Origin of the sequence: Cyanobium sp. FACHB-13342 (assembly GCF_014697415.1) — a bacterium.
Taxonomy (GTDB): Bacteria; Cyanobacteriota; Cyanobacteriia; order PCC-6307; family Cyanobiaceae; genus Cyanobium_A.
Window position 1 is genome coordinate 112,220 of the sequence record NZ_JACJRT010000001.1, and the last position, 22,012, is coordinate 134,231.

General features: G+C 68.2%; 22 protein-coding genes. 9 read left to right on the forward strand and 13 right to left on the reverse strand.

From position 1 onward, the window contains the following. The first annotated feature begins 12 nt into the window (after nucleotides 1-12). On the forward strand, nucleotides 13-828 hold the full coding sequence (gene pgeF / locus H6G16_RS00660; RefSeq protein ID WP_190388397.1) for a peptidoglycan editing factor PgeF: 816 nt from the start codon (nucleotides 13-15) through the stop codon (nucleotides 826-828). Between the two features lie 149 nt (nucleotides 829-977). After that, a complete protein-coding gene (locus H6G16_RS00665) occupies nucleotides 978-1,340 on the forward strand; it encodes an AbrB family transcriptional regulator (protein ID WP_190388398.1) in 363 nt (120 codons plus the stop codon). Here H6G16_RS00665 and H6G16_RS00670 read toward each other — a convergent pair. Then, the gene (locus tag H6G16_RS00670) at nucleotides 1,279-2,982 is read right to left on the reverse strand and encodes an FAD-dependent oxidoreductase (RefSeq protein ID WP_190388399.1); all 1,704 of its coding nucleotides are present in this window, start codon (nucleotides 2,980-2,982) and stop codon (nucleotides 1,279-1,281) included. The genes H6G16_RS00665 and H6G16_RS00670 overlap by 62 nt on opposite strands. Nucleotides 2,983-3,233: 251 nt before the next feature. Here H6G16_RS00670 and H6G16_RS00675 point away from each other — a divergent pair, with 251 nt between their 5' ends. Continuing rightward, nucleotides 3,234-4,298 (forward strand): metallophosphoesterase, encoded by a 1,065-nt coding sequence (locus tag H6G16_RS00675; RefSeq protein WP_190388400.1) that lies wholly within the window; start codon nucleotides 3,234-3,236, stop codon nucleotides 4,296-4,298. On the opposite strand, the gene ppsA is transcribed toward H6G16_RS00675, so the two are convergent. Continuing rightward, the gene (gene ppsA, locus H6G16_RS00680; protein WP_190388401.1) at nucleotides 4,295-6,745 is read right to left on the reverse strand and encodes a phosphoenolpyruvate synthase; all 2,451 of its coding nucleotides are present in this window, start codon (nucleotides 6,743-6,745) and stop codon (nucleotides 4,295-4,297) included. The genes H6G16_RS00675 and ppsA overlap by 4 nt on opposite strands. A gap of 146 nt (nucleotides 6,746-6,891) precedes the next feature. Here ppsA and H6G16_RS00685 point away from each other — a divergent pair, with 146 nt between their 5' ends. After that, nucleotides 6,892-7,332 carry a hypothetical protein gene (locus H6G16_RS00685; RefSeq protein ID WP_190388402.1) on the forward strand — a complete coding sequence of 147 codons (441 nt, stop codon included), beginning with the start codon at nucleotides 6,892-6,894 and terminating at the stop codon, nucleotides 7,330-7,332. A 64-nt stretch (nucleotides 7,333-7,396) separates the two neighbouring features. Here the strand turns inward: H6G16_RS00685 and H6G16_RS00690 are convergent, their stop codons facing one another. The 5 genes from H6G16_RS00690 to hemH all read right to left on the reverse strand — a co-directional run bounded on the left by H6G16_RS00690 (nucleotide 7,397) and on the right by hemH (nucleotide 11,653). Then, nucleotides 7,397-7,603 carry a GIVxVP protein gene (locus tag H6G16_RS00690; RefSeq protein ID WP_190388403.1) on the reverse strand — a complete coding sequence of 69 codons (207 nt, stop codon included), beginning with the start codon at nucleotides 7,601-7,603 and terminating at the stop codon, nucleotides 7,397-7,399. 22 nt (nucleotides 7,604-7,625) lie between these two features. Continuing rightward, the gene (locus H6G16_RS00695; protein WP_190388404.1) at nucleotides 7,626-7,994 is read right to left on the reverse strand and encodes a hypothetical protein; all 369 of its coding nucleotides are present in this window, start codon (nucleotides 7,992-7,994) and stop codon (nucleotides 7,626-7,628) included. Beyond that, nucleotides 7,991-9,784, reverse strand: a complete 1,794-nt coding sequence (ilvB, locus tag H6G16_RS00700) for a biosynthetic-type acetolactate synthase large subunit (protein WP_347238745.1) — start codon at nucleotides 9,782-9,784, stop codon at nucleotides 7,991-7,993. Before ilvB ends, H6G16_RS00695 begins: the two co-directional genes overlap by 4 nt. A gap of 122 nt (nucleotides 9,785-9,906) precedes the next feature. Then, nucleotides 9,907-10,449 carry a M23 family metallopeptidase gene (locus tag H6G16_RS00705; protein ID WP_242036064.1) on the reverse strand — a complete coding sequence of 181 codons (543 nt, stop codon included), beginning with the start codon at nucleotides 10,447-10,449 and terminating at the stop codon, nucleotides 9,907-9,909. A gap of 28 nt (nucleotides 10,450-10,477) precedes the next feature. After that, nucleotides 10,478-11,653: a ferrochelatase gene (gene hemH, locus H6G16_RS00710; RefSeq protein ID WP_190388406.1), complete on the reverse strand. Its 1,176-nt coding sequence runs from the start codon at nucleotides 11,651-11,653 to the stop codon at nucleotides 10,478-10,480. A gap of 140 nt (nucleotides 11,654-11,793) precedes the next feature. Here hemH and H6G16_RS00715 point away from each other — a divergent pair, with 140 nt between their 5' ends. After that, the gene (locus H6G16_RS00715; RefSeq protein WP_190388465.1) at nucleotides 11,794-13,005 is read left to right on the forward strand and encodes a site-specific integrase; all 1,212 of its coding nucleotides are present in this window, start codon (nucleotides 11,794-11,796) and stop codon (nucleotides 13,003-13,005) included. Continuing rightward, complete coding sequence (gene cobO / locus H6G16_RS00720; RefSeq protein ID WP_190388407.1) at nucleotides 13,002-13,703, forward strand: cob(I)yrinic acid a,c-diamide adenosyltransferase; 702 nt, start codon at nucleotides 13,002-13,004, stop codon at nucleotides 13,701-13,703. Before H6G16_RS00715 ends, cobO begins: the two co-directional genes overlap by 4 nt. Before the next feature lie 7 nt (nucleotides 13,704-13,710). Here the strand turns inward: cobO and H6G16_RS00725 are convergent, their stop codons facing one another. Then, nucleotides 13,711-13,899 carry a hypothetical protein gene (locus H6G16_RS00725; RefSeq protein WP_190388408.1) on the reverse strand — a complete coding sequence of 63 codons (189 nt, stop codon included), beginning with the start codon at nucleotides 13,897-13,899 and terminating at the stop codon, nucleotides 13,711-13,713. Between the two features lie 83 nt (nucleotides 13,900-13,982). On the opposite strand from H6G16_RS00725, the gene pyrH reads away from it, so the two are divergent. From pyrH to H6G16_RS00740, 3 genes are read left to right on the forward strand one after another with little or no spacing between them, the layout of a single operon-like run. Continuing rightward, nucleotides 13,983-14,690: a UMP kinase gene (gene pyrH / locus H6G16_RS00730; RefSeq protein WP_190388409.1), complete on the forward strand. Its 708-nt coding sequence runs from the start codon at nucleotides 13,983-13,985 to the stop codon at nucleotides 14,688-14,690. 7 nt (nucleotides 14,691-14,697) lie between these two features. Continuing rightward, nucleotides 14,698-15,237 (forward strand): ribosome recycling factor, encoded by a 540-nt coding sequence (gene frr / locus H6G16_RS00735; RefSeq protein WP_190388410.1) that lies wholly within the window; start codon nucleotides 14,698-14,700, stop codon nucleotides 15,235-15,237. Beyond that, complete coding sequence (locus H6G16_RS00740; protein WP_190388411.1) at nucleotides 15,234-16,400, forward strand: geranylgeranyl reductase family protein; 1,167 nt, start codon at nucleotides 15,234-15,236, stop codon at nucleotides 16,398-16,400. Before frr ends, H6G16_RS00740 begins: the two co-directional genes overlap by 4 nt. On the opposite strand, the gene H6G16_RS00745 is transcribed toward H6G16_RS00740, so the two are convergent. The 5 genes from H6G16_RS00745 to H6G16_RS00765 form a co-directional block, all read right to left on the reverse strand. Then, nucleotides 16,401-16,778: a cyclic nucleotide-binding domain-containing protein gene (locus tag H6G16_RS00745; protein ID WP_190388412.1), complete on the reverse strand. Its 378-nt coding sequence runs from the start codon at nucleotides 16,776-16,778 to the stop codon at nucleotides 16,401-16,403. It abuts the gene before it with no gap. 47 nt (nucleotides 16,779-16,825) lie between these two features. After that, nucleotides 16,826-18,007 (reverse strand): transaldolase, encoded by a 1,182-nt coding sequence (locus tag H6G16_RS00750; RefSeq protein WP_190388413.1) that lies wholly within the window; start codon nucleotides 18,005-18,007, stop codon nucleotides 16,826-16,828. A gap of 144 nt (nucleotides 18,008-18,151) precedes the next feature. Beyond that, entirely contained in the window at nucleotides 18,152-19,969 is a 1,818-nt protein-coding gene (locus tag H6G16_RS00755) for a penicillin-binding protein 2 (protein WP_190388414.1), read from the reverse strand. Then, complete coding sequence (locus H6G16_RS00760; RefSeq protein WP_190388415.1) at nucleotides 19,969-20,418, reverse strand: hypothetical protein; 450 nt, start codon at nucleotides 20,416-20,418, stop codon at nucleotides 19,969-19,971. The genes H6G16_RS00755 and H6G16_RS00760 overlap by 1 nt, the downstream gene beginning before the upstream one ends. Before the next feature lie 139 nt (nucleotides 20,419-20,557). Beyond that, complete coding sequence (locus H6G16_RS00765) at nucleotides 20,558-21,967, reverse strand: CPBP family intramembrane glutamic endopeptidase (protein ID WP_190388416.1); 1,410 nt, start codon at nucleotides 21,965-21,967, stop codon at nucleotides 20,558-20,560. Nucleotides 21,968-22,012: the final 45 nt, after the last annotated feature.

Below are 22,012 nucleotides of genomic sequence, written 5' to 3' on the forward strand. Positions count from 1 at the left end.
GGCTCCCCACCCATGGCCGAAGCGCTCGATCCGCCCTTTGACCGGCCCGACCGGGACTTCAACAGCCTGCCGGGCTGGACCTGGGTGGGCACCTACGGCGGCTACTACCTGCAGTGCGATCTGCTGCAGGGGTTTGAGCACGGGTTTTTCACCCGCCAATGGCAGGGGCGGGGGCCGGACGTGCTGGCGGGCTACGTGAGCGCGGGGATCAGCGTCCACCGGCTGCGCCAGGTGCACAGTGCCCAGGTCCTGCCAGCCAGCCAGGCCACGGCCGACCCCTGGCCAGAGGCGGACGGCCTGGTGAGCGATGCGGGGGGCCAAAGCCTCTGGGCCTGCGGAGCCGACTGCACCCCGGTACTGGTCGCCGATCCGGTGTACGGCCGCGTGGCGGCCTGCCATGCGGGCTGGCGCGGGGTGGCCGGCGGCATTCTGGGCGCGGCCATTCAACAGCTGGAAGCCGGGGGCAGTCACCGGAGCGACCTGCTTGTGGCCCTCGGCCCAGCCATTGGTGGATCCCGCTACCAGGTGGAGCGTGCTGTGAGCGAGCAGGTGGCACGCTCCCTGGCGCCCAGTGCCGATCCGGGTCAACTGCCCGCCCTGCTGGAGGACCTTCGCCAGTGTGGGGCTCTGCTGGATGATCCGGATCCCGCTCGGGACCGCCTGGACATCCGGGCCGCGGCCAGGCGCCAACTGGAGGTCCTGGGGCTCCAGACGGATCGCATCGCGACCTGTCCGCTCTGCACGGCCGAGGAGTCGCTGCTGTTTCACTCCTGGCGACGCGATCAGGTGAAGGCCGTGCAATGGAGCGGCATCGTGTCCCAGGCTTGATTATTGGGCCGTCCGTTGGCCTTGATGGGCCGCACGCGAGAGGGGGGATTTGACTGAAAACGCAATTCATCCCGCATCCGATTCCCGACCCTTGCTTGCAGCGGCACCCATCACTGAGCGATAATGCGAATGTTGCATAAATCTCATCCATGCTCACAGGCGCTGACCTCCTCGCAAAGGTCAAAGAACTCGGGGATGTGAGCAAGTCCGATCTCGTGCGAGCTTGCGGATACGTCTCACACAAAAAAGATGGCTCAGAGCGCCTCAACTTCACGGCCTTCTATGAAGCCCTGCTGAATGCCAAAGGTGTGGATTTCGGCAGCACGGCCAAAACGGGCAAAGGCGGCCGCAAGCTCAGCTTCAACACCAAGGTGCAATTCAACGGCAACCTGATGGTGGGCAAGGCCTACACCGCCATGCTCGACCTCAAGCCCGGTGATGAGTTTGAGATCAAGCTGGGGCGCAAGCAGATCCGCCTGGTTCCCCTGGGGGCTGAGGACGAGGAGGAGTGATCGCCAGAGCTACCTGCTCGGCGACCTTGATGCCATCAATCGCCGCCGAGAGGATCCCTCCCGCATAACCGGCCCCCTCCCCAGCCGGATACAACCCTGGTGTGTTGCAGCACTCCAGGGTTGTGCCGTCTCTGGGCAAGCGCACGGGCGATGAGGTGCGGGTCTCGACGCCAGTGAGCAAGGCGTCATCCATCAGAAACCCGGGGATGCGACGGGCGAAAGCCGGCAACGCTTCGCGGATGGCCGTCAGCGCAAACTCCGGCAAGCAGTCGTCCAATGCCCCGAACTGCACCCCTGGCTGGTATGAAGGCTCCACGCCCTGGACCGCCCCGATGCTGGGCCGGTGGGCCAGGAAATCCCCTACCCGTTGGGCCGGCGCCCGATAGCTGGATCCACCGGCGGCAAAGGCCCGCGCTTCCCAATGGCGCTGGAAGGCCACGCCGGCCAGCGGGTCCTCCGGTCCCTCGCCGTAGGGCAGCAGGTCGGCCAGTTCCACGGTGACGACGATGCCGCTGTTGGCGTTGCGCTCATTGCGGGTGTGCTGACTCATGCCATTGGTCACCACATGTCCCTCCTCGGAGGTGGCTCCCACCACCAGCCCTCCAGGACACATGCAGAAGCTGTACACGCTGCGCCCCGCGCTGGCCGGCTCTTTGCAGTGGTGCACCAGCTTGTACTCGGCCGGACCCAGGCGGGGATGGCCGGCGGCCCCTCCCCAGCGGGCCCGGTCAATCAGGTTCTGGGGGTGTTCGATGCGCAGACCCACCGCAAAGGGCTTGGGCTGCATCGCCACACCGCTGGCCTTGAGCATGGCGAAGCTGTCGCGGGCGCTGTGGCCCAGGGCCAGCACCACCTGACGGGCGGCAATCCTCTCCCCCCCAGCCAGCCACAGGCCCTGCACGGAGCGATCCTCCCCCGCCAGCTCCAGGCCCTCCACCCTGGCGCCAAACCGCACCTCCCCGCCGAGAGCTTCGATGCGCCGGCGCAGGCCGCGCACCACCGTGGCCAACTTGTAGGTGCCGATGTGGGGATGGTGCAGGGTGAGGATCTCGGGATTGGCCCCCGCCGCCACCAACTCCTCCAGCACCTTGCGCACGTAGGGCTTGGCCTCGCTCACCTGGCTATAGAGCTTGCCGTCAGAGAAGGTGCCGGCTCCGCCCTCGCCGAACTGGGCATTGGATTCGGGATCGAAAGCCCGGGTGCCCTTCCAGAAACCGAAGGTGTCGGCGGTGCGCTCCCGGATGGCCTTGCCGCGCTCCAACAACAGGGGGCGGAAGCCCATCTGGGCCAGGAGCAGGGCGGCAAAGTAGCCACAGGGTCCAGCCCCCACCACCACTGGACGCTGAACAGGACCCGAGGCGATGGCGACCGGGTGGTAGGTGGTATCGGGGCTCGGTCGCAGATGGGGATCGCCGGCGAAGCGTTTGAGTAGGCGTGCCTCAGCCCGGGCATCCAGGGCCAGGTCCAGATCCAGGCTGTAGACCAGCGCAATTGCCTGGGGCTTGCGGGCATCGACACTGCGTTTGACCAGCCGCAGGCCCTGCAGCTGCTGGGGCTCCAGCCGTAGTCGCCGGCACACCGCAGCCTTGAGATCGGCGTCGCTGTGGTCGAGGGGCAGCTTCAGTTCGCTCAGCCGCAGCACAGCCCACTCCTGCCGGAGCCCTTGCGGCGATGGATCCAATTCATGGCGTTATTCCAGCAGTCGCTGGGCCAGCCAACCGGAAATCGCCAGAGACTGCCAGGGTGGATGCTGCTGCACTGCCGGTTCGATGGGGATCAGCCACTGCCCCCTCTGCGTTGCCCTGGCGGTGATGTGTGTGCTGCGGGCCACGGCCCATGGCACCCTGCTGTGGAAACTGGCCCGTTAGGCGGCCTCGCCCGCGCCACCCTGCCATGGATCCGAGGTTCGGAGTCACCCTCAGCCGCCGGGGCTTTCTCAGCCTGGCCGGCCTGGCCCTGGGAACCTGGGCCCTCACCCCGGGGCCATCCCGCGCCTCCGGCATCAAGCTGCCCCGCCGCGGCGACCTGCGCCTAGTGGCCATCAGCGATCTCAACAGCAGCTACGGCTCCACCAGCTACCTGCCGGAGGTGCTGCGGGCGGTGGAACTGATCCCCAGCTGGAAACCCGACCTGGTGCTCTGCGGCGGCGACATGGTGGCGGGCCAGAAGCTGGGACTGAGCCGGGTGCACCTCAGTGCGATGTGGGCCTCCTTCCACCGCCAGCTGCTCGCCCCCCTGGAGCGGGCCGGGCTGCCGGTGGCCATCACCATGGGCAACCACGACGCCTCATCGGCCCGCTCCGGCGGGCGCTACACCTTCGAGCTCGACCGCCAGGAGGCGGAGCGTTACTGGCGCGGGCAGCAGGACGCCCTGGGGCTGCAGTTCGTGGATGCCACCGGGTTCCCCTTCGCCTACAGCGTGCGCCAGCACGACCTGTTCCTGCTGGTGTGGGATGCCTCCTCCGCCACGGTGCCCGCCGAGCAGGTGGCCTGGGCGGAACAGCAACTGCGCAGTCCGCAGGCCCGCTCCGCCCGGATGCGGCTGGTCTTGGGCCACCTGCCCCTGCTGGCGGTGGGCCAGGGCCGGGACACCCCTGGCAACGTGTTGCAACACAGCGAAGCCCTGCGCCAGCTGCTGGAGCGCACCGGGGCCCACGCGTACATCAGTGGCCATCACCACGCCTACTTCCCCGGTCGGGTGGGGCAACTGGATCTGTTGAACCTCGGGGCCCTGGGCAGTGGCCCCCGCCGCCGCCTGCAGGACAGCACCCCACCGGTGCAGACCCTCACCCTGATCGACGCCTTCTGGCCCCAGGGCGAGGGGGCCACCGAGGGCAGCTCGGCGGGCCGCACGGTGTACACGACTTACAACATGACCAGCTTGCAGCCGATCAGCAGCCAGCAGTTGCCAGCCCAGATCCGCCCCAGCCAGGGCCCCCCGCTGCGCCGGATCGGTTAAGGGAGCAACCCAGGCGCGCAGCCCAGACTGGCTTCGATCCGGGCCACCTCCAGGCGGGTGGCGATCAGGGCATCGGGGTTGAGGCTGATCGAATCGATGCCCTCCTCCACCAGAAAGCGGGCGAAATCGGGATAGTCGCTGGGGGCCTGGCCACAGATGCCGATCTTGCGGCCGCAGCGGTGGGCCGTCTGGATCGCCAGCCGGATCATGGCCTTCACGGTGGGATGGCGCTCGTCGAACAGGTCGGCCACCAACGCGGAATCCCGATCCAGGCCCAGGGTGAGCTGGGTGAGGTCGTTGGAGCCGATCGAAAAGCCATCGAAGCGCTCGGCAAACGCCTCGGCCCCGACCACATTGCTGGGCAGCTCGCACATCACATACACCTCCAAGCCGTTCTCGCCGCGCACCAGGCCGGATCGGGCCATTTCCGCCAGCACCCGGTCCCCCTCCTCCGGGGTGCGGCAGAAGGGCACCATCGGGATCACGTTGGTGAGGCCCATCCGGTCGCGCACCCGCCGGAACGCGTGGCATTCCAGGGCAAAGGCCTCGCGGAAATCGGGGGCGTAGTACCGCGATGCCCCCCGCCAGCCAATCATCGGGTTTTCCTCGCTGGGCTCGAAGGCGCCACCGCCGAGCAGGCGGGCATATTCGTTGCTCTTGAAATCCGAGAAGCGCAGGATCACCGGCCTGGGATAAAAGGCCGCCGCAATGCGGGCCATGCCCTGGGCCAACAGGTCCACGTAGTACTCCGCCGGACTGGCATGGCCCGCTGTCAGCCGATTGATCTCCTGGCGTTGTCCGGGGTCGGCGACCCGCTCCGGCCGGAGCAGGGCCATGGGATGCACCTTGATGTGGTTGGCGATGATGAACTCCAGCCGGGCCAGTCCCACCCCGTCGCAGGGGATGGCGGCCAGCTTGAAGGCCTCCTCCGGATTGCCCACATTCATCAGGATCCGGGTGCGGGTGGTGGGCAGGTCGCCGATGGCCTGCTCCGTCACCGAAAACGGCAACGTGCCCCGGTAGACCCGGCCCACATCGCCCTCGCAGCAGCTGATCGTGATGGCATCGCCGTCCTGGATGCGGCGGGTGGCCTCCCCGGTGCCGACGATGGCGGTGAGGCCCATCTCCCGGGCAATGATCGCCGCGTGGCAGGTCCGCCCCCCCTGGTCGGTCACCACACCGCTGGCCCGCTTGAGGATCGGCTCCCAATCGGGATCGGTGCGCTCGGTGATCAGCAGATCGCCACTCTCGAACCGCTCGATTTCGTCGGGATGGCGAATCACCCGGGCCACGCCACTGCTCACGGAGGCGCCGATGGCGCGGCCACTCACCAGGAGCTCCGCCTGGTTGGGCTCCAGGTGCCAGCTGCGCAGCATGGCCTGCTGCTGCCGCGACTGCACCGTTTCGGGGCGGGCCTGGAGGATGAACAGCTCGCCGCTGAGGCCGTCCTTGGCCCACTCGATGTCCATCGGCGTGGGCTGGCCTCGCCGGGCGCTGTAGTGGCGCTCGATCCGGCAGGCCCAGCGCGCCAGGGTGAGGCAGTCGTCGTCGCTGAGGGCAAAGCGCTCGCGCTCGGCCTGGGGCACCGGCTCGTTGTGCACCGGAGCGCCGCCAGCCCCCTCCCCACCTGAAGGCCCAGCTCCGTAAACCATCCGGATCGCCTTGCTGCCCAGCCGCTTGCTGAGGATCGGCGCGAAGCCCTGCTCCAAGGTGGGCTTGAAGATCAGCACCTCATCGGGATTGACCGCCCCCTGCACCACGTTCTCGCCCAGGCCGTAGGCGGCGGTGAGCAGCACCGCATCCCGGAAGCCGGTTTCGGTGTCGATGCTGAACATCACGCCGGCGCAGGCTCGATCCGAGCGCACCATGCGCTGCACCCCGATCGAGAGGGCCACCTCGAGGTGATCGAAACCGTTCAGTTGGCGGTAGGAGATGGCCCGGTCGGTGAACAGGGAGGCGTAGCAGCGCCGGCAGGCCTCCAGCAGGGCCTCCTCCCCCTCGATGTGCAGGAAGGTTTCCTGCTGGCCGGCAAAGCTGGCATCGGGGAGGTCTTCAGCGGTGGCGCTGGAGCGCACGGCAACGGCCGGCAACGTGCCGTCGGGGGCGGCGAGCTGCCGATAGGCCGCCAGGATCGCCTCGGTGAGATCGAGGGGAAGGGTCGCCTCCAGCACCAGCGTGCGGGCGGCCTTCCCGGCGGCCTGCAGGGCAACGAGATCGTCCGCATCCAAGGCCCCCAGCAGCGCCCGGAGAGGGCCGATCAAGCCATTGGTGTGCAGCAGGTGGCGGTAGGCGGCGGCGGTGGTGGCAAAGCCGCCCGGTACCCGCACGCCCTCGCTGGCGAGCTCGCGAATCATCTCGCCGAGGGAGGCGTTCTTCCCGCCCACATCGGCGATCGCCTCGATGCCCACCGCAGCGAAGGGCACCACCAGGGTTTCCGCAGACAGCATCGGACCAGGGCAGCCAACTTGACTTTGGCCCCGTTCGGCGCCGTTGGGGCAACTGTGAAGCCAGCGCAGCCGGCCGCTCACCCCCTGTCGCGGGCCCGGCTCGGGTGCCACAGTGGGGCGAGCCTTTTCGTCGTCGAACGGTTTCCGTGTCTCGTTCTCCCCTGGCCTGGATCGCAGCCTCCGCCCTTGGCACGACAGCCCTGTTGCTGGGTGCTCCAGCCCTGGCCCAGTCCGGAGCCGCTGCCGCAGCGGCGGCCAAGCCCGCCTCCCTCGAGACGATGAATGACATGGCCCTGGCCGCCGCCGTCAGCGTCTGTGAGCTGGCGGTGGAGCAAAAGGTGCCGGTCCAGAACGCGGTCATCTCCAATGCCAAGGCCATCACCTATGTGGTGACCGCAGCCCACGGGGGGCAGATTGCCGGAGCCGGAAAACTGGAAGCCTCCCAGATCGTCAACGGCACGATTGTGCAGATTGTGGGCCGGGTGAAGCAGGGTTGCTATCCCAAAATCACGGCAGCCGACAAGAAATTCGTCGACGAGGTGATCGCCCAGTTCACCGCCCAGGCCAAACAACAGCAGAAGAAGTAACCCCATCGATCCAATCAGCGGTCGACAGGGAGGTTCGGCCCACTCCAAGCCAAGCCAATCGCGATCAGTCCTGATCCGGGTTCTCCGGGACGCTCTCGGGGAGCAACTGGGCCAGCAGGCCTGCGGCCATCAGCACGCCCCCCAGGGTCAGGGCCAATCCCTTGTTGCTGGCAGCGGGTCCGTCACTCCAGACACCGGCCGCCAGGAAGGCTCCCCCCAGCAACAGGGATGGCACCAGCACGATGCCCTTGGCAGTGCGGTTCAGGCTCACGGGCTCTCAGACAACAGGGGGATCAGGCGCCGACCCTGGCACAGTCGCCGGGGGCGGTGAGGTCAGTTTGGGCCAGACCAGCGGCGATCAGGCCGGCGCCCAGGTCGTCAGCCGCGCCAATCTTTTGAACCCGCGCCAACAGCACCCCCTGGTTCTGGCCCATGGGACGCAGGTTGACCCGGCTGTGGCGCGGCACCGCCTGACGCAACCAGGCCAGGGCCTGATCCTGCTGGGCCTCCGGCACGGCAATACAGGCCAGTTCGACGGTGTAGCTGCGGTTCTGATCCCCCAGCTGGAGCAGGGTGGCACCGCGCACCTGCAGCACTTCAGCGGCAGCCGCGACGCCGGGGCACCACAGCAGAACGGCCAGGACAGCCGCGAACCACCTCAAAGCTTGGCGCCACAGCTGGGGCAGAAGAGGTGGGCGCTTTCGGTGGTGCTGCCGCAGGCGTGGCAATGGCGACTGGTGTCGATGGCCAGTTCAGGGTGGCTGGGCAGGCCCACCATCTGGGCATTGCTGGCACCCGGCGGCACCATCGGGTAGCAGTTTTCGTTGCGGCGCACCTTCACATCAATGAAGGCGGGTCCGGGATGGTCGAGGGCCTCCTGAAGCTGCTGGCGCAGGGTGGATCGCTCTTCGATGCACACCCCCCGAACCCCAAACGCCTCGGCCAGGGCAGCGAAATCAGGCATGCCGCCCGTCATCTCCGAGGCGGAATAGCGCTCGCCGTAGAAACTTTCCTGCCACTGGCGCACCATGCCCTGCCAGCCGTTGTTGAGCACCACCACCTTCACCGGCAGGTTGTACTGGCTGAGGGTGCCCAGCTCCTGGATGTTCATCAGGATGCTGGCGTCGCCGGCGACGCAGATCACCTGTTCGCCAGGGAAGGCGGTCTGCACGCCCATGGCGGCGGGCATGCCGAAGCCCATCGTGCCCAGGCCAGCCGAACTGATCCAGCGGCGGGGGCCGTTGTGGAGGAACTGGGCCGCCCACATCTGATGCTGCCCCACATCGGTGGTGTAGAAGGCATCGGGAGCCAGCTCCCGCAGGGCCACAACCACCTCCTGGGGGGCGATTTCCCCTTCCGGTGCCGGCACCACCAGGGGATAGTGCTGCTTCCAGGTGTCGATGCGCTGCAACCAGGCCTCGGTGCGACCCTCCGAGTTGTCCTGGGCCGACGCGGCCAGCAGGGCCTCGAGGGCAGCCTGCACATCGGCCACGAGCGCCACATCCGGCAGGCGCGTCTTGCCCATCTCGGCCGCATCGATGTCGATGTGGATCACCTGGGCCCGGGGGGCGAAGCCATCCAGGCGGCCCGTGACCCGGTCGTCGAAGCGGGCACCGGCGGCGATCAGCAGATCGCATTCGGTGACGGCGAAATTGGCATAGGCGGTGCCGTGCATGCCGAGCATGCCCACCGACTGGGGATGTTTCTCATCGAAGGCCCCTTTGCCCATCAAGGTGGTGGTGACAGGCAGCCGGAAGCGCTCCGCCAATTGCTTCACCGCGGCGTGGGCCCCGCTGCTGATGGCACCACCGCCCACGTAGAGGAGCGGACGCCGCGCCTGACGGATCAGGGCCAGGGCAGCCGCCACCGCAGCGGGATCCGGACTGACCGGCAGCTTGAAACCGGCAGGGATGGCCGTGCCTGGGGCCACCGGGGTGTAGTCAAATTCCTCCAGCCCCACATCCTTGGGCACGTCGATCAACACCGGGCCCGGGCGGCCACTGGCGGCAATCAGGAAGGCCTCGGCCACGATCCGACCGATGTCGCGGGGATCGCGCACCACCCAGGAGTGTTTCACGATCGGCAGGGTGATGCCGAAGATGTCGGTTTCCTGGAAGGCGTCGGTGCCGATCGCCGCCCGGGGCACCTGACCGGTGATCACCACCATGGGCACCGAATCCATCTGGGCGGTGGCGATGCCGGTCACCAGGTTGGTGGCGCCGGGGCCGGAGGTGCCGAAGCACACGCCCACCTGGCCGGTGGCCCGGGCGTAGGCATCGGCCGCATGGGTGCCGCCCTGCTCGTGGCGCACCAGGATGTGCTTGAGCCAGCCGCGGGACTCCGCCTTGTGCAGCTCGTCGTAAATGGGCAGGATCGCCCCGCCGGGGTAGCCAAAAATGTGCTTCACCCCATGGCGGTGGAGCGCGTCCATCAGGGCGTATCCACCGTTCACCCGTTGGGGTGCGGTGCCGTCAGCGGCGGAGCCGGCGCCACTCGAGGTGGCCGGGGCGGACAGGGCCGCAGGTGTGAGGGGCGTCAGCGTCACGGCTGCGACAGGCCAATCACCTTGGCTGGTTAACGGACTACGGCAACCCTAGGTGCCGGTGGGGCTTTTGGCGCGGTGCCGCGGGCCGCTTGTTGGCGCCGGCCGGCGGCCATGGCCCGCAGAATCTGGGCCGGATCCAGCCAGCGGCCGCCATGGCGCATGCCCCAGTGCAGATGGGGCCCGGTGGTGCGGCCGCTCATGCCCACATGGCCGATCAGTTGGCCGGTCCGCAGGCGCTGGCCCTGGCGCAGCAGCACCGGGCCACTGCTGTAGATCCCTCCGGCTGCAGAGCCCGAGAGGTGGCAATAGATGTGCTCGTAGTTGCCGGAGCGGATCACCAGACCGACGCCACAGGCGCCGTCATGGATCACGTCCTGCACCACCCCGGCCCACCAGTTCCGGATGGGCGAGCCCATGGGGGCGGCGATGTCGAGACCGTAGTGGGGCTCCACCCGTCCCCAGGGCCCGGTGCGGGTGCCGAAGTGGCTGGTGTAGGCCTGAAAGGTCGTCACCGGGAAGACCCCCATCTGCCAGCGGCTCTGGGCGACCGCCGAGGAGCTGGACAGCTGCAAGGCCGCCAGTCCAGCCAGCCCCCAGCGTTTAAAGCAGGCCCAGCGCATGGAGCGGTCCCCGTCCGCTGATCAGCTCCAGCAGGAAAGCGGAAAAACCCACCATCGCCAAGCGCCCGTTCCAAACCTCGGAGCTGTTGTTCCAGCCCCAGGCCCACTTGTCCTGGGGATAGAGCTTCACCTTGGTGGGCAACTCCGCCGCCTGATCGAGGTTCACCTCCGGTCCCTCCAGGGCATGCTGCACCAGGTCGGCCAGGCCGTGGATGAAGGCGGGGGTGGTGTCCAGAGCCGGAACCCGGCGGAAATTGATGATGCCAGCTTCGGTGGCAATTTCCCGGTATTCGATGTCGATTTCTTCGAGCGTTTCGATGTGCTCGCTGACGAAACTGATCGGCACCACCACCAGATCGGTCACGCCCGCCGCCCCCAGCTCCTGCAGGGCGTCGTCGGTGTAGGGCTTGAGCCACTCCACCGGCCCCACCCGACTCTGGTAGGCCAGGGTGAAGGGGTTGGGATGGCCGAGATCGCGCTCCAGCCGCTCCATGATCAGGCGCGCGCAGGCTTCGATCTCCTGCTGATAGGGATCACCGGCCTCCTCCACATAGCTCTTGGGCACGCCATGGGCGCTGAAGAACACATGGGCCGTGGCCGGTTCAGGACAAGCCTGGATCTCCTTGGCGATCAGGCCGGCCATGGCGCCGATGTAGCCGGGATCGTCGTAGTAACTGCGGATGCAGCGGATCGGCAAGCGTGAAAAGCCGGTGTCGGCCTGACGCAGGCGCTGCAGCTCGCGGAAGCTCGAACCGCTGGTGCTGATCGAGAAGTGGGGATAGAGGGGCAGCACCACCACCGCATCCACCCCGTCGGCCTTGATGTCGGCCACGGCCGATTCGGTGAACGGATGCCAGTAGCGCATGGCCACGTAGCTGGTGGCCTCGATCCCCCGGGACCGCAGTTCGCTCTGCAGTTCACGGGCCTGCTGCTCGGTGATCCGGCGCAGCGGCGAACCACCGCCAATCGAGCGATAGGCCTCCTGGGATTTTCCGGCCCGCAGGCTGCTGATCAGCCAGGCCAGGGGCTTCTGCAGGGCCGGATTGGGCAGCCGGATGATCTCCGGATCGGAAAACAGGTTGTAGAGAAACGGACCGACGTCCTGGATCCGCTCGGGCCCCCCGAGGTTCAGCAGCAGCACGCCAACCTTGGCCATGCCTTCGTTCCGTGCAGCTCAGGGAGAGCAGGAGCGTAACGCTGCCACCTCGCCTCTAGCGGCATCGGCCCAGGATCGATAAGGTCGGGCCCTGTGCAAAGCCCATGGCAAGCGGAGCTGGGGAGCCCGATCTGGAGGGAATGGCGGAGCCGGTCAGCCCGCAGACCATCCAGGCCCGCCTGGCCCAGGAGAACGGCCAACTGGCGGCGGCTGGAATTGCGCTGCGGCTGGAGCTACGCGGCCAGCGGCTGGGGCTGCGCGGCCCCCTGCCCTGCCGGCGGGGATCCGGGGGCCATCGGGTCCAACGCATCAGCCTGGGGCTGAATGCCGATGGGGCCGGGGTGGACCGGGCCAGGGAGCGGCTCAAGGAGGTGGTGCGCCAGTTGCAGCAGGGACGGTTCGACTGGTCGGAGTGGGGCCGCCGCAGCCCGGCCGTTCCCCGGCGGATGGCCAGCCCCCCCGCGGATCCCCTGGGGTTGGCGAGCTTCCAAACCGCCTTCTTCGCCGACCCCCGTCGGCGCCGCAACCCAGCCGGCTGCCGCACCACCTGGACCGGCGCCTACCGCCCCTACCTGCGGCGGCTGGCGGCGATGGCCCAGGAGCGGGGGCAACCGATGGGGCTCCCCCTGCTGGACGCTGTGTTGGAGAGCTACCCCCCCACCAGCCGCGGGCGCCAGCAATGCGGCATCGCCCTGGCCGCCCTGGCCCGCCACTTGGGTGAACCCCTCCCCGACGACTGGAGCGTTCGGGCGGCGGGCTACGGCCTGCACGCCGCCCAGTTCAGGCGCCTGCCCGGCGATCCCCAGATCCTCGCCCTGGTGGAGCAGATCCCCAACCCGGCCTGGCGGCTGGCCTACGGCCTGATGGCCACCTACGGCCTGCGCAACCACGAGGTGTTTTTCTGCGACCTGTCCGCCCTGGCCCCCGGCGGCGACCGGGTGATCCGGGTGCTGCCCACCAGCAAGACGGGCGAACACCAGGTGTGGCCCTTCCAGCCGGAATGGGTGGACCACTTTGGCCTGGAGCAGCTGGGTGCCCTCCAGCCCCCCCTGCCGCCGGTGACCACCGACCTGCGCCGCACCACCCTGCAGCAGGTGGGCCGGCGGGTGGCCGAGCAGTTTCGCCGCTACGCCCTGCCGATCACGCCCTACGACCTGCGCCATGCCTGGGCCGTGCGCACCATTCACATCGGGCTGCCCGACACGGTGGCGGCGCGGATGATGGGCCACTCAGTGGCGATCCACACCCGCACCTACCACCACTGGATCACCCGCCGGGACCAGCAACAGGCCGTGGATGCGGCCCTCTCGCGCCGCCGCCAGAGTGGGGACCCTGCCCTAGCCGTCCCGTGAGCCAGCCCCCAGCCGATCCCTCCGAAGCCCCAGCGGCGGCCACAGCCCTGGATGCGGTGGCCGCCGAACTCGGCCCCGGCGGTGACCTGGCCCCGGAGGGGGATGCCGATGGCTACCGCCGCCGCATGGCCCGGCGCAAGGAGGTCCAGCAGCAGCGGGTGGGCGAACGCAATCTGGAAAAGGGCCTGGTGCTGGTGTTCACCGGCGACGGCAAGGGCAAAACCACCGCCGCCCTCGGGCTGGTGCTGCGCACCCTGGGCCACGGCGACGCGGTGGCGGTGGTGCAGTTCATCAAGGGGGGCTGGCAGCCCGGCGAAGCCAAGGCCCTAGACCTCTTTGGCGATGCCCTGGCGTGGCATGCCCTCGGCGAAGGCTTCACCTGGGAAACCCAGGACCGGGAGCGGGATCGGGCCCTGGTCCAGGCCGCCTGGGAGCAATCCTGTCGCTATCTGGCGGACCCTAGCCGCAAGCTGGTGGTGCTTGACGAGGTGAACGTGGCCCTCAAGCTCGGCTATCTCGCCCTGGAGCAGGTGCTCGAGGGCCTGGCCCTGCGTCCCGAGCTCACCCATGTGGCCCTCACCGGCCGCGGGGCACCGCCGGGCCTGGTGGAGCGGGCCGACCTGGTGACCGAGATGAAACTGGTGCGCCACCCCTTCCGGGAACAGGGGGTGAAGGCCCAGCGGGGCATCGAGTTCTAGGCCCCGTTCAGCCCAGGTCGTCCTGGAGCTGGGCCAGGGCGCTCACCAGCACGGTGAGACCCGTCACCAGCACCGCCCGGTGCACATCGGGTTGGCGCCAGATGGCCGGATCCTGGCTGGCCCTCTCCAGGGCCGAGAGCGTCAGCCGGGCCATGACGCTGGTCGGCCTGGGGGTGCCGGAGGGGAGCTGGGGCATGGCACGCTCGCTTTGGGGCAGTGAAGCGGCGGGGAAGGCAGGACGCAAGGCCGTTGCTACGGTGCGGCAAATCAATGGGGTCGATGGGTTACAAGCGCGTGCTCCTCAAGCTCAGCGGCGAAGCGCTGATGGGTGAGCAGGGCTATGGCATCGATCCGGCGATCGTGCAGTCGATTGCCGCTGACGTGGCGGCCTGCGTCGCGGCCGGCACCGAAATGGCGATCGTGGTGGGCGGCGGCAACATCTTCCGGGGCCTCAAGGGCTCGGCCGCCGGGATGGACCGGGCCACGGCCGACTACGTCGGCATGCTCGCCACCGTGATGAACGCCATCACCCTCCAGGACGGCCTCGAACGGGCCGGGGTGCCCACCCGGGTGCAGAGCGCCATCTCCATGCAGGAGGTGGCTGAGCCCTACATCCGCCGCCGGGCCATCCGCCACATGGAGAAGGGACGGGTGGTGATCTTTGCCGCCGGCACGGGCAACCCCTTCTTCACCACCGACACCACGGCCGCCCTGCGGGCGGCGGAGATCGGCGCCGACGTGGTGCTCAAGGCCACCAAGGTGGACGGGGTGTACGACAAGGACCCCAACAAAGACCCCAGCGCCGTGCGCTACGACAGCCTCTCCTTCCTGGAGGTGCTGAGTTCGGAGCTTGAGGTGATGGACGGCACGGCCATTGCCCTCTGCAAGGACAACGCCATTCCGATCGTGGTGTTTGATCTGTTCGGCGCCGGCAACATCGGCCGTGCCGTGGCCGGCCAGCCCATCGGTACCCGCATTCACCCCTGACCCCGCCATGGATTTGGACGCCAGCATGCGCAAGTCGTTGGACGCAACCCAGCGCACCTTCAACACCATCCGCACGGGTCGGGCCAACCCCTCCCTGCTCGACAAGCTGACGGTGGAGTACTACGGCGCCGACACCCCGCTCAAGTCGCTGGCCACCCTCTCCGTTCCCGACTCCCAGACCATTCAGATCCAGCCCTTCGACACCGGTTCGATGGCCTTGATCGAGAAGGCCATCGCCATGAGCGACCTGGGCCTCACACCGAACAACGACGGCAAGGTGATCCGGATCAACATCCCACCCCTCACCGAAGATCGGCGCAAGGAGCTCTGCAAACTCGCCGCCAAGTACGCCGAGGAAGGCAAGGTGGCCCTGCGCAACGTGCGGCGCGACGCCATCGACCGGGTGAAGAAGCAGGAAAAGGACGGCGAGCTCTCGGAGGACCAGAGCCGCGATGAGCAGGACAAGGTGCAGAAGCTGACGGACAAGTACATCGCCGAACTCGAGAAGCTTCTGGCCGAGAAGGAAGCCGACATCCTCAAGGTGTGAGCCACTCCGCCAGCGGGCACCCCGATGTGATCGTCGTGGGGGCCGGCGCGGCCGGCGCCACCGCCACCTTCCATCTGGCCCATCAGGGCCGCAGCGTGCTGCTGCTCGATCAGGGCCCCTTCCCCCGGGCCAAACCCTGTGGGGGGGGGATGGCCGCCTCCATGCAGGCCCTGTTTCCCTTCGATCTGAGCCCGGCCGTGGATGCGGTGATCGAGCGGGTGCGGTTCACCTGGTGCCTGGGCGATCCGGTCACGGCCGAGCTGCCGGGGGATGCACCGTTCTGGATCGTGCGCCGTTCCGTGCTCGATGCCTACCTGGTGGAGCAGGCCAGGGCAGCCGGTGCCGACGTCCAGGTGGGGGTGTGCGTGCAGGCGCTGCGCCGCAGCGGCGATCGCTGGCAGCTGCTCTGCCGCGGTTCGGGTGGCGAGACCCTGGACTTTGAGGCGCGGGCCGTGGTGGTGGCCGATGGCTCCGGCTCCGAGCTGGCCGGCCGCCATGGCCTGGGGCCTGCCCGCCCCCGCTTCGCCGACACGGTGTCGGTGGAAGTGGACTGTGGGGTAGCGGAGCCCAGCACCGCCCGCTTTGAATTCGGCCTGGTGCGCCATGGCTTCTGCTGGGCCTTTCCCCGCCAGGGGGGCTACAGCATCGGCGTGGGCACCTTCATCGGCCGCGATCCGGCTGATGCCGACGCGGTGCTGACCCAACTGCTGCCCAGCCTGGGCCTGCCGCCGGATGCGGGCGACCGGCGCAGCGGCCAACTGCGCATCTGGGATGGCCACCATCCCCTCCATGGCCAGGGAGACAACAACGGCCTGGTGGTCGTGGGGGATGCGGCCTCCCTGTGCGATCCCTTCCTGGCCGAGGGGATCCGGCCCGCCCTGATCAGCGGCTGCCGGGCCGCCGAGGCCCTGGGGCCCTGGCTGGACGGGGATCCCACGGCCCTGGCGACCTATTCGCGTCGCATGCGGCAGGACTGGGGCGAGTCGATGGCCTGGGGCAAACGGATGGCCCAGGTGTTCTACCGGGTGCCCCGGGTGGGCTACCAACTCGGCATCAAACGCCCCACTGCGCCCCAGCGAATCGCCCAGATCCTCTCGGGGGAGATGGGCTACGGCGACATCGCCCAGCGGGTGATCCGACGGCTGCTGTTCCAGCGCCGCTAGCTAACTCCTGGTGCAGTCCTTGAGCTGGCGCAGCCGCTGATCAATCGATCCCAGCAGCTCAATGGCAAACATCGGCGACTCCTGCACCGCAAAGAGGAATTTCTCGCGGTTCATCACCAGCAGCTTGCAGGGGGTCAGGGCCCGGGCGTTGCCGTAGCGGCGGTGCTCGTTGGTGACCAGCGCCCCGGCCCCAAAGACATCACCCGCATTGATCTGCTCATGGCCCTGGTCTCCGTTCCAGCTGAGCTGAACGGACCCCTCCAACAGGCCGAACATGCAATCCCCCGACTCCCCCGAAGAAAAAATGAGCGCACCGGGTTCAACCGTCACCACCTCCCCTTTGCTGGCCAGGGCGCGCATGGTGTCGAGGGCGTTCACGGGGCGACAGTTGGGGGGTCAGATGCCGCCAGTGTGCCTGAAGCCGGTTAAGGCTGGCCCGTGCCCGCACCCACCAAGGCGGCACCCAGACCACCCTTGATGTCCTCAGGGGCCAGGCGGCCATCCTTGTCGGTGTCGAGGGCATCGAACACCGCATCGCTGCCAAGCCACTCCTCACGGGTGATGCAGCCGTCGCCATCGAGGTCGTTGAGCAGGAAGATTTCGTGCACGGCATGGCTGAAGGCGGCACCGCCCTCGAGCTCGGCGAGGCGATGGGCCAACTGGGCTTCGAGGGTTTCGATCGCCTTGCAAAAACCCCGGATGCCCTCGTCGAGCTTTTCGGTGGCCATGGGGTCGGAGGCCAGCATCTGGCGGAAGTGGGCCTCGTCGAGATGGATCTGGGCTTCCGTGGGAGCGGGATCGAAGGCATTCAGCTTGCGCTCCAGTTCCCCTTCGGTGTGGCGCAACTGATCCAAGAGGGCCGGGGAAATGGTGAGCAGGTCGCAGCCCGCCAACTCGATGATCTCCTCGATGTTGCGGAAGCTGGCCCCCATCACCTCGGTCTTGTAGCCGTAGGTCTTGAAGTAATTGAAGATCTGGGTCACCGAAATCACGCCGGGATCCTCGGGTCCGGGATAGGCGTCACGGCCGGTGCTCTTTTTGTACCAATCGAGAATGCGCCCCACAAACGGGGAAATCAGCGTGACCCCCGCTTCGGCACAGGCCACCGCCTGGGCAAAGCCAAACAACAGGGTGAGGTTGCAGTGGATGCCTTCGCGCTCCAGCTGCTCGGCGGCCCGGATGCCTTCCCAGGTGGAAGCCACCTTGATCAGCACCCGGTCGTTGCTGATGCCGGCCTGGTTGTAGAGCCCGATCAGCTTGCGGGCCTTGCTGATGGTGGCCTCGGTGTCGTAGCTCAGCCGCGCATCGACTTCCGTGGACACCCGCCCCGGCACGATCTTGAGAATCTCCTTGCCGAAGGTGACGCAGATCTCATCGAGGGCTTCCCGCACCACCGCATCGGCACCGGCATCCACGCCCATCACCTGACGCGACTCCTGCAGGGAGCGATCGATCAGGTTTTGGTACGCGGGAATTTGGGCCGCCGCCAGGATCAGCGACGGGTTCGTGGTGGCATCGCGGGGCGTGAACTGCTTGATCGCATCAATGTCACCGGTGTCGGACACCACCACGGTCATGGCGGCGAGTTGATCGAGCAGGTTGGCCATGGGCAGGAGGCGGGCGGCAGGAGGGTCGGGATGGCTGACGCACAGCCCTGATTGGCGTCACGCTAGCCAGCGTTTCCGGGCTCACCTAGAGGGAAATGGCGATCCTTGAGGGAACGGCAACAGGCAGGAGCCCGCAGGCCGAACTCAGGCCGGGGGCTTGGCGACCGGTTTCGGGGCGGCCGTGGGTCCGGAGGGAGGAATGCGCTCGAGCACCAGCAGGGCATCGATGATCTGCCTGGCCACGGGGGCGGCCACCGTGGAGCCGTAGGTGTTGCCCCCCTTGGGCTCATCCACCACCACCAGCACCACATAGCGGGGGTCGTCGATGGGCAAGTGGCCCACAAAACTCGTGATCAGCGCTCCTGGGATGTACACACCGCGCTCGGCCTTCTGGGCGGTGCCGGTCTTGCCCCCGATGCGGTAGCCGGGAATCTTCATGCCCAGGCCGCTGCTGTTCTCCACCACCGACTCCATCCAGCCCATCACCGTGCGGGTGACGGTGGGGTCCAGCAGCCGCAAGCCTCCGCGGGCCGGGGAGCTGGCCAGGGCATCGCCCGAGCGCAGGCCCCGGGTGATGTGGGGACTCACCAACCAGCCCCCATTGGCCAGCATGGCGTGCAGCTGCAGCAGCTTCAGGGGAGTGAGGGAGAACCCCTGGCCGAAGGCGGCCACGGCCGGTTCGATGGCCTGGCTGGTGAAGGCTTTGCGGGACTTGAGTTCCCCGGCCACCGCTCCAGGCAGATCGGTGTCGGGGGTGCCATCGATGCCCAGGGTGTGCAACCAGTGCCAGAAGCGATCCCGCTTCACCTGGGACATGGCCTGCACCATGCCGACGTTGCTCGACACCTGCAGCACGGTGGGGAAATCAATCAGACCGTTGGCCCGCTTGTCATGGTTGAAGATCGGCCAGCCGCCGATGGTGAGCTGGCCGGTATCGGACACCCGGCCATTGGCCTGAATGGCCTTTTCCTGCAGGGCCAGGGCCAGGTTGATCGGCTTGAAGGTCGAGCCCGGCTCGTAGAGGTCCTGCACCGACCATTCCCGGAACAGCCCGGGATTGAACTTCCAGAATTGGTTGGGGTCGTAGGTGGGGGTGGAGGCAAGCGCCAGCATCTCGCCGTTGCGCACATCCATCACCAGGGCCGCGCCGCGCTTGGCGTTCCACGTCTTCACCTGCTTCACCAGGGCCTGCTGGGCCACCTGCTGCAGGCGGGCATCCAGCGTCAGCTGCAGACGCAGGTCGTCGCCATAGAGCGAACCGGCCGTCAGGCCGGCAGGCAGGGGGGTGCCATCGGCGCCCCGACGCATCTGCAGGGCCGTTTCCTGGCGCTTGAGGTCGCTATCGCGGCTCTGCTCCAGGCCGGCCTGGGGCACGCGCTCCAGGTTGAGGAAGCCCACCACGTTGGCGAACAGCGGGCCCTGGGGATAGATCCGGTGGGGATAGGCCTCCAGGTCGAGGCCGCTGATGCCGAGCTGACGAACCCGTTCAGCCGTTTCAGGATCGAGATCGGTGCGCAGCTTCACGCCGCTGCGACGGCCCGCCATGGTCTGGAGCAGCACCGGCTTGGGCAGCGCCAGCACGGCCGCTAACTTGCCGGCCACCTCATCGGCACTGCGGACCTTCTGGGGGTCATCGCCCGGGAAGTTGAAGTAGCGGGGGTGGGCCCAGAGGGTGAAGCGCTGCTCGTCGAGGGCCACCAGGCGGCCATTGCGATCAACGATCGTGCGGCGCTTGCCGATCGGCTTGGTGGTCTGGGTCTGGATGGCGTGGGCCCGGTTCTGGAGATTGGTGGCATCCACCACCTGCAGCCAGGCCAACCGACAGGCCAACCCCACCAAGCCCGCACAGAGCAGGCCGTACACCGCCAGCAGCCTCCCAGTCGGCACCGGCTGGATCGCCACCACCCGTTGCTGGCTCTCTTTCCGGCCGCGTGTCGGTCCCCGTTGACGGCTCGGCGTCATCAGTAGCCCGAGCGGATCTGGCGCAACTGGATGCTGCCCAGCAAGGGCAGGCCAGACGCCGTGGCAGCGGACCTGGGGCTGGGGAGATAGATCAGCTTTTCGCTGCTGGTGGGTACCAACCAACCCGGCCGCTTCACCGCCCCCAGGTGGTGTTGCTCCAGCAAGGCCGACGATTCCTGCAACTTGTGCTCGAGCACCTGGGCGGCCTCCATCTGCTGGTAGCTCACCCCCCACTGGTTTTGCCAGTGGAGGGTGAGCGCACTCAGGGCCAGCATGCACACACCAAGTCCGGCCAGGGTTCCGTCAGTGGCGCGGTGCAGGCTGGTGATCCAGGGGGCGCGGCGCTCCAACTTGCGTCCCGAAAGGGAGCCTTGGATCAATTCCAGGGTGCGTCGCTGAACGCGCTTGCCGGCAGGCCCTGCCCCGCTGGCCATGGGGGACCTGGTCATGCCCCAGCGGGGGCGAGGCGCCGCAGGAAGGGGACCGCCGGGAGCCTGCCGTGGAGATGGGGAGGCAACCAAGGGGAGGGGCCGAGCACTGCGCGATTGAACCACCCCCGGTGCGGCCCAGCAAGGGTGCTGGGCCCTCTCAACCGGCCAGGAGCAACAGGTTGGCGAAGGTGAGACCGTTCCAGAGACCGTGCATCAGCACGCTGGCGCCAAGGCGCCCGCTCTGCAGCCGCAGCCAACCCAGGCCCAGGCCCAGAACGAACAGGGGTGGCAACTCCCCCAGGCTGAGGTGGGCGATGCCGAACACCAGGGCACTGATCGTCACGGCGGCCACACCGCCCCAACGCTGGGCGAGCACGGGCAGCAACACGCCGCGGAACAGGGTTTCCTCAAACAGGGGCGCCAGCACCACAGCCGTAACGGCAAAACACAGCAGGGCGAGGGGGTTGGCACTGGTGAGCACAAGCTCCAGCAGGGGGTTGCTGCCGCCCGGATCGCCCACCAGCCGCTCCAGCAGCCAACCCACCAGGGCCACCACGGGCAGCACCATCAGCACCTGGGCCACGGCCCGGCGCAGGGCACTGCCCAGGGGCAGCCAATGCCACTGGAGCCAGCCGCCCACCGGAGCGGAGCCATGGGGCCGCAGCTGGCCCCACAACAGCGCCAGGGGAACGGCCATCAGGCCCAGATAGAGCCCCATCACCAGCAGCCCTTGCTGCAGGGCCGGCTGGGCAGCCAGGGGACTCAGCACCCCCTGCAGCAGGGGGGCCAGCAGCAGGGGCATCACCAGCTCGCCGAGCACCACGAAGCCCCCGGCAATGAGCAGGGTGGCTTCCGCCAGATTCAGAGGTGGGCCCACCAGGGGGGAGGCGGCCGGCGCCTTGCCGCGCCAGCGCAGCCACAACTGGCGCAGCAGCAGTGCCGTGCCGAGCACGAGCAGCAGCACGGGCGCCACGGCCGTACCCAGCAGGCGCCCCACCGCAGCCCGCTGAGCAGGGAGATCGGCGCAGCTGTCGGGGGGGCCGCCCAGGGCCTGGCAGACCAACTGGCGACTGAGGGGCGACGCCTGCCAACCCTCCAGCAGCTCTCCCGTCTCAAAGTCGGTCCTTCGGGCGTCCTGGCCCCTGCCGGGGAGCAGGGCCTGCACCAAGGCGCGTTGGCTGGGGGGCACCTGCTGACCCAGCTGCTGCAGCCGTTGGGTGGCTTCAGCGATCTGGCCCGCCTGACGCTCCAGCAGGGCCAATTGCAGCTCGAGCTGGGGAGCCGGAGGCACCGGAGAATCGTCGAGCTGCTTGCGCAACGCCCGACGCAGGGCATCGAGGGGCTGCTCCCCCGCCAGGCTGGACCGGAGGCTGGCGGGCAGGGCCGGAGCGGCCAGGGCCGTCAGCTCGAGCTGGCGCAGCTCCAGGGCATTGCCCACCGACGGGCGCTGCAGGCTGTCCACCAGGCCGTTGAGCCACAGCAGGGCACTGAGCGCGAGGCTGAGCAGGGCCAGTCCGGTGGTCCAACCCGCGCTCTGGCGGGGTTGTGGCGGGGGACTGACGTTCAACCGCAGGCCCTCCGGGGCGCTTAGGAATGGGGATTCTGGCCCCTC

Coding starts and splice junctions, on each gene's coding strand:
- H6G16_RS00665 (WP_190388398.1), top strand. CDS start 978: ATGCTCACAGGCGCTGACCTCCTCGCAAAGGTCAAAGAACTCGGGGAT.
- H6G16_RS00725 (WP_190388408.1), bottom strand. CDS start 13,899: ATGCCCCAGCTCCCCTCCGGCACCCCCAGGCCGACCAGCGTCATGGCC.
- H6G16_RS00750 (WP_190388413.1), bottom strand. CDS start 18,007: ATGGCCAACCTGCTCGATCAACTCGCCGCCATGACCGTGGTGGTGTCC.
- H6G16_RS00755 (WP_190388414.1), bottom strand. CDS start 19,969: ATGACGCCGAGCCGTCAACGGGGACCGACACGCGGCCGGAAAGAGAGC.
- hemH (WP_190388406.1), bottom strand. CDS start 11,653: ATGGCCAAGGTTGGCGTGCTGCTGCTGAACCTCGGGGGGCCCGAGCGG.
- H6G16_RS00675 (WP_190388400.1), top strand. CDS start 3,234: ATGGATCCGAGGTTCGGAGTCACCCTCAGCCGCCGGGGCTTTCTCAGC.
- pyrH (WP_190388409.1), top strand. CDS start 13,983: ATGGGTTACAAGCGCGTGCTCCTCAAGCTCAGCGGCGAAGCGCTGATG.
- H6G16_RS00715 (WP_190388465.1), top strand. CDS start 11,794: ATGGCGGAGCCGGTCAGCCCGCAGACCATCCAGGCCCGCCTGGCCCAG.
- H6G16_RS00760 (WP_190388415.1), bottom strand. CDS start 20,418: ATGACCAGGTCCCCCATGGCCAGCGGGGCAGGGCCTGCCGGCAAGCGC.
- pgeF (WP_190388397.1), top strand. CDS start 13: ATGGCCGAAGCGCTCGATCCGCCCTTTGACCGGCCCGACCGGGACTTC.
- frr (WP_190388410.1), top strand. CDS start 14,698: ATGGATTTGGACGCCAGCATGCGCAAGTCGTTGGACGCAACCCAGCGC.
- ppsA (WP_190388401.1), bottom strand. CDS start 6,745: ATGCTGTCTGCGGAAACCCTGGTGGTGCCCTTCGCTGCGGTGGGCATC.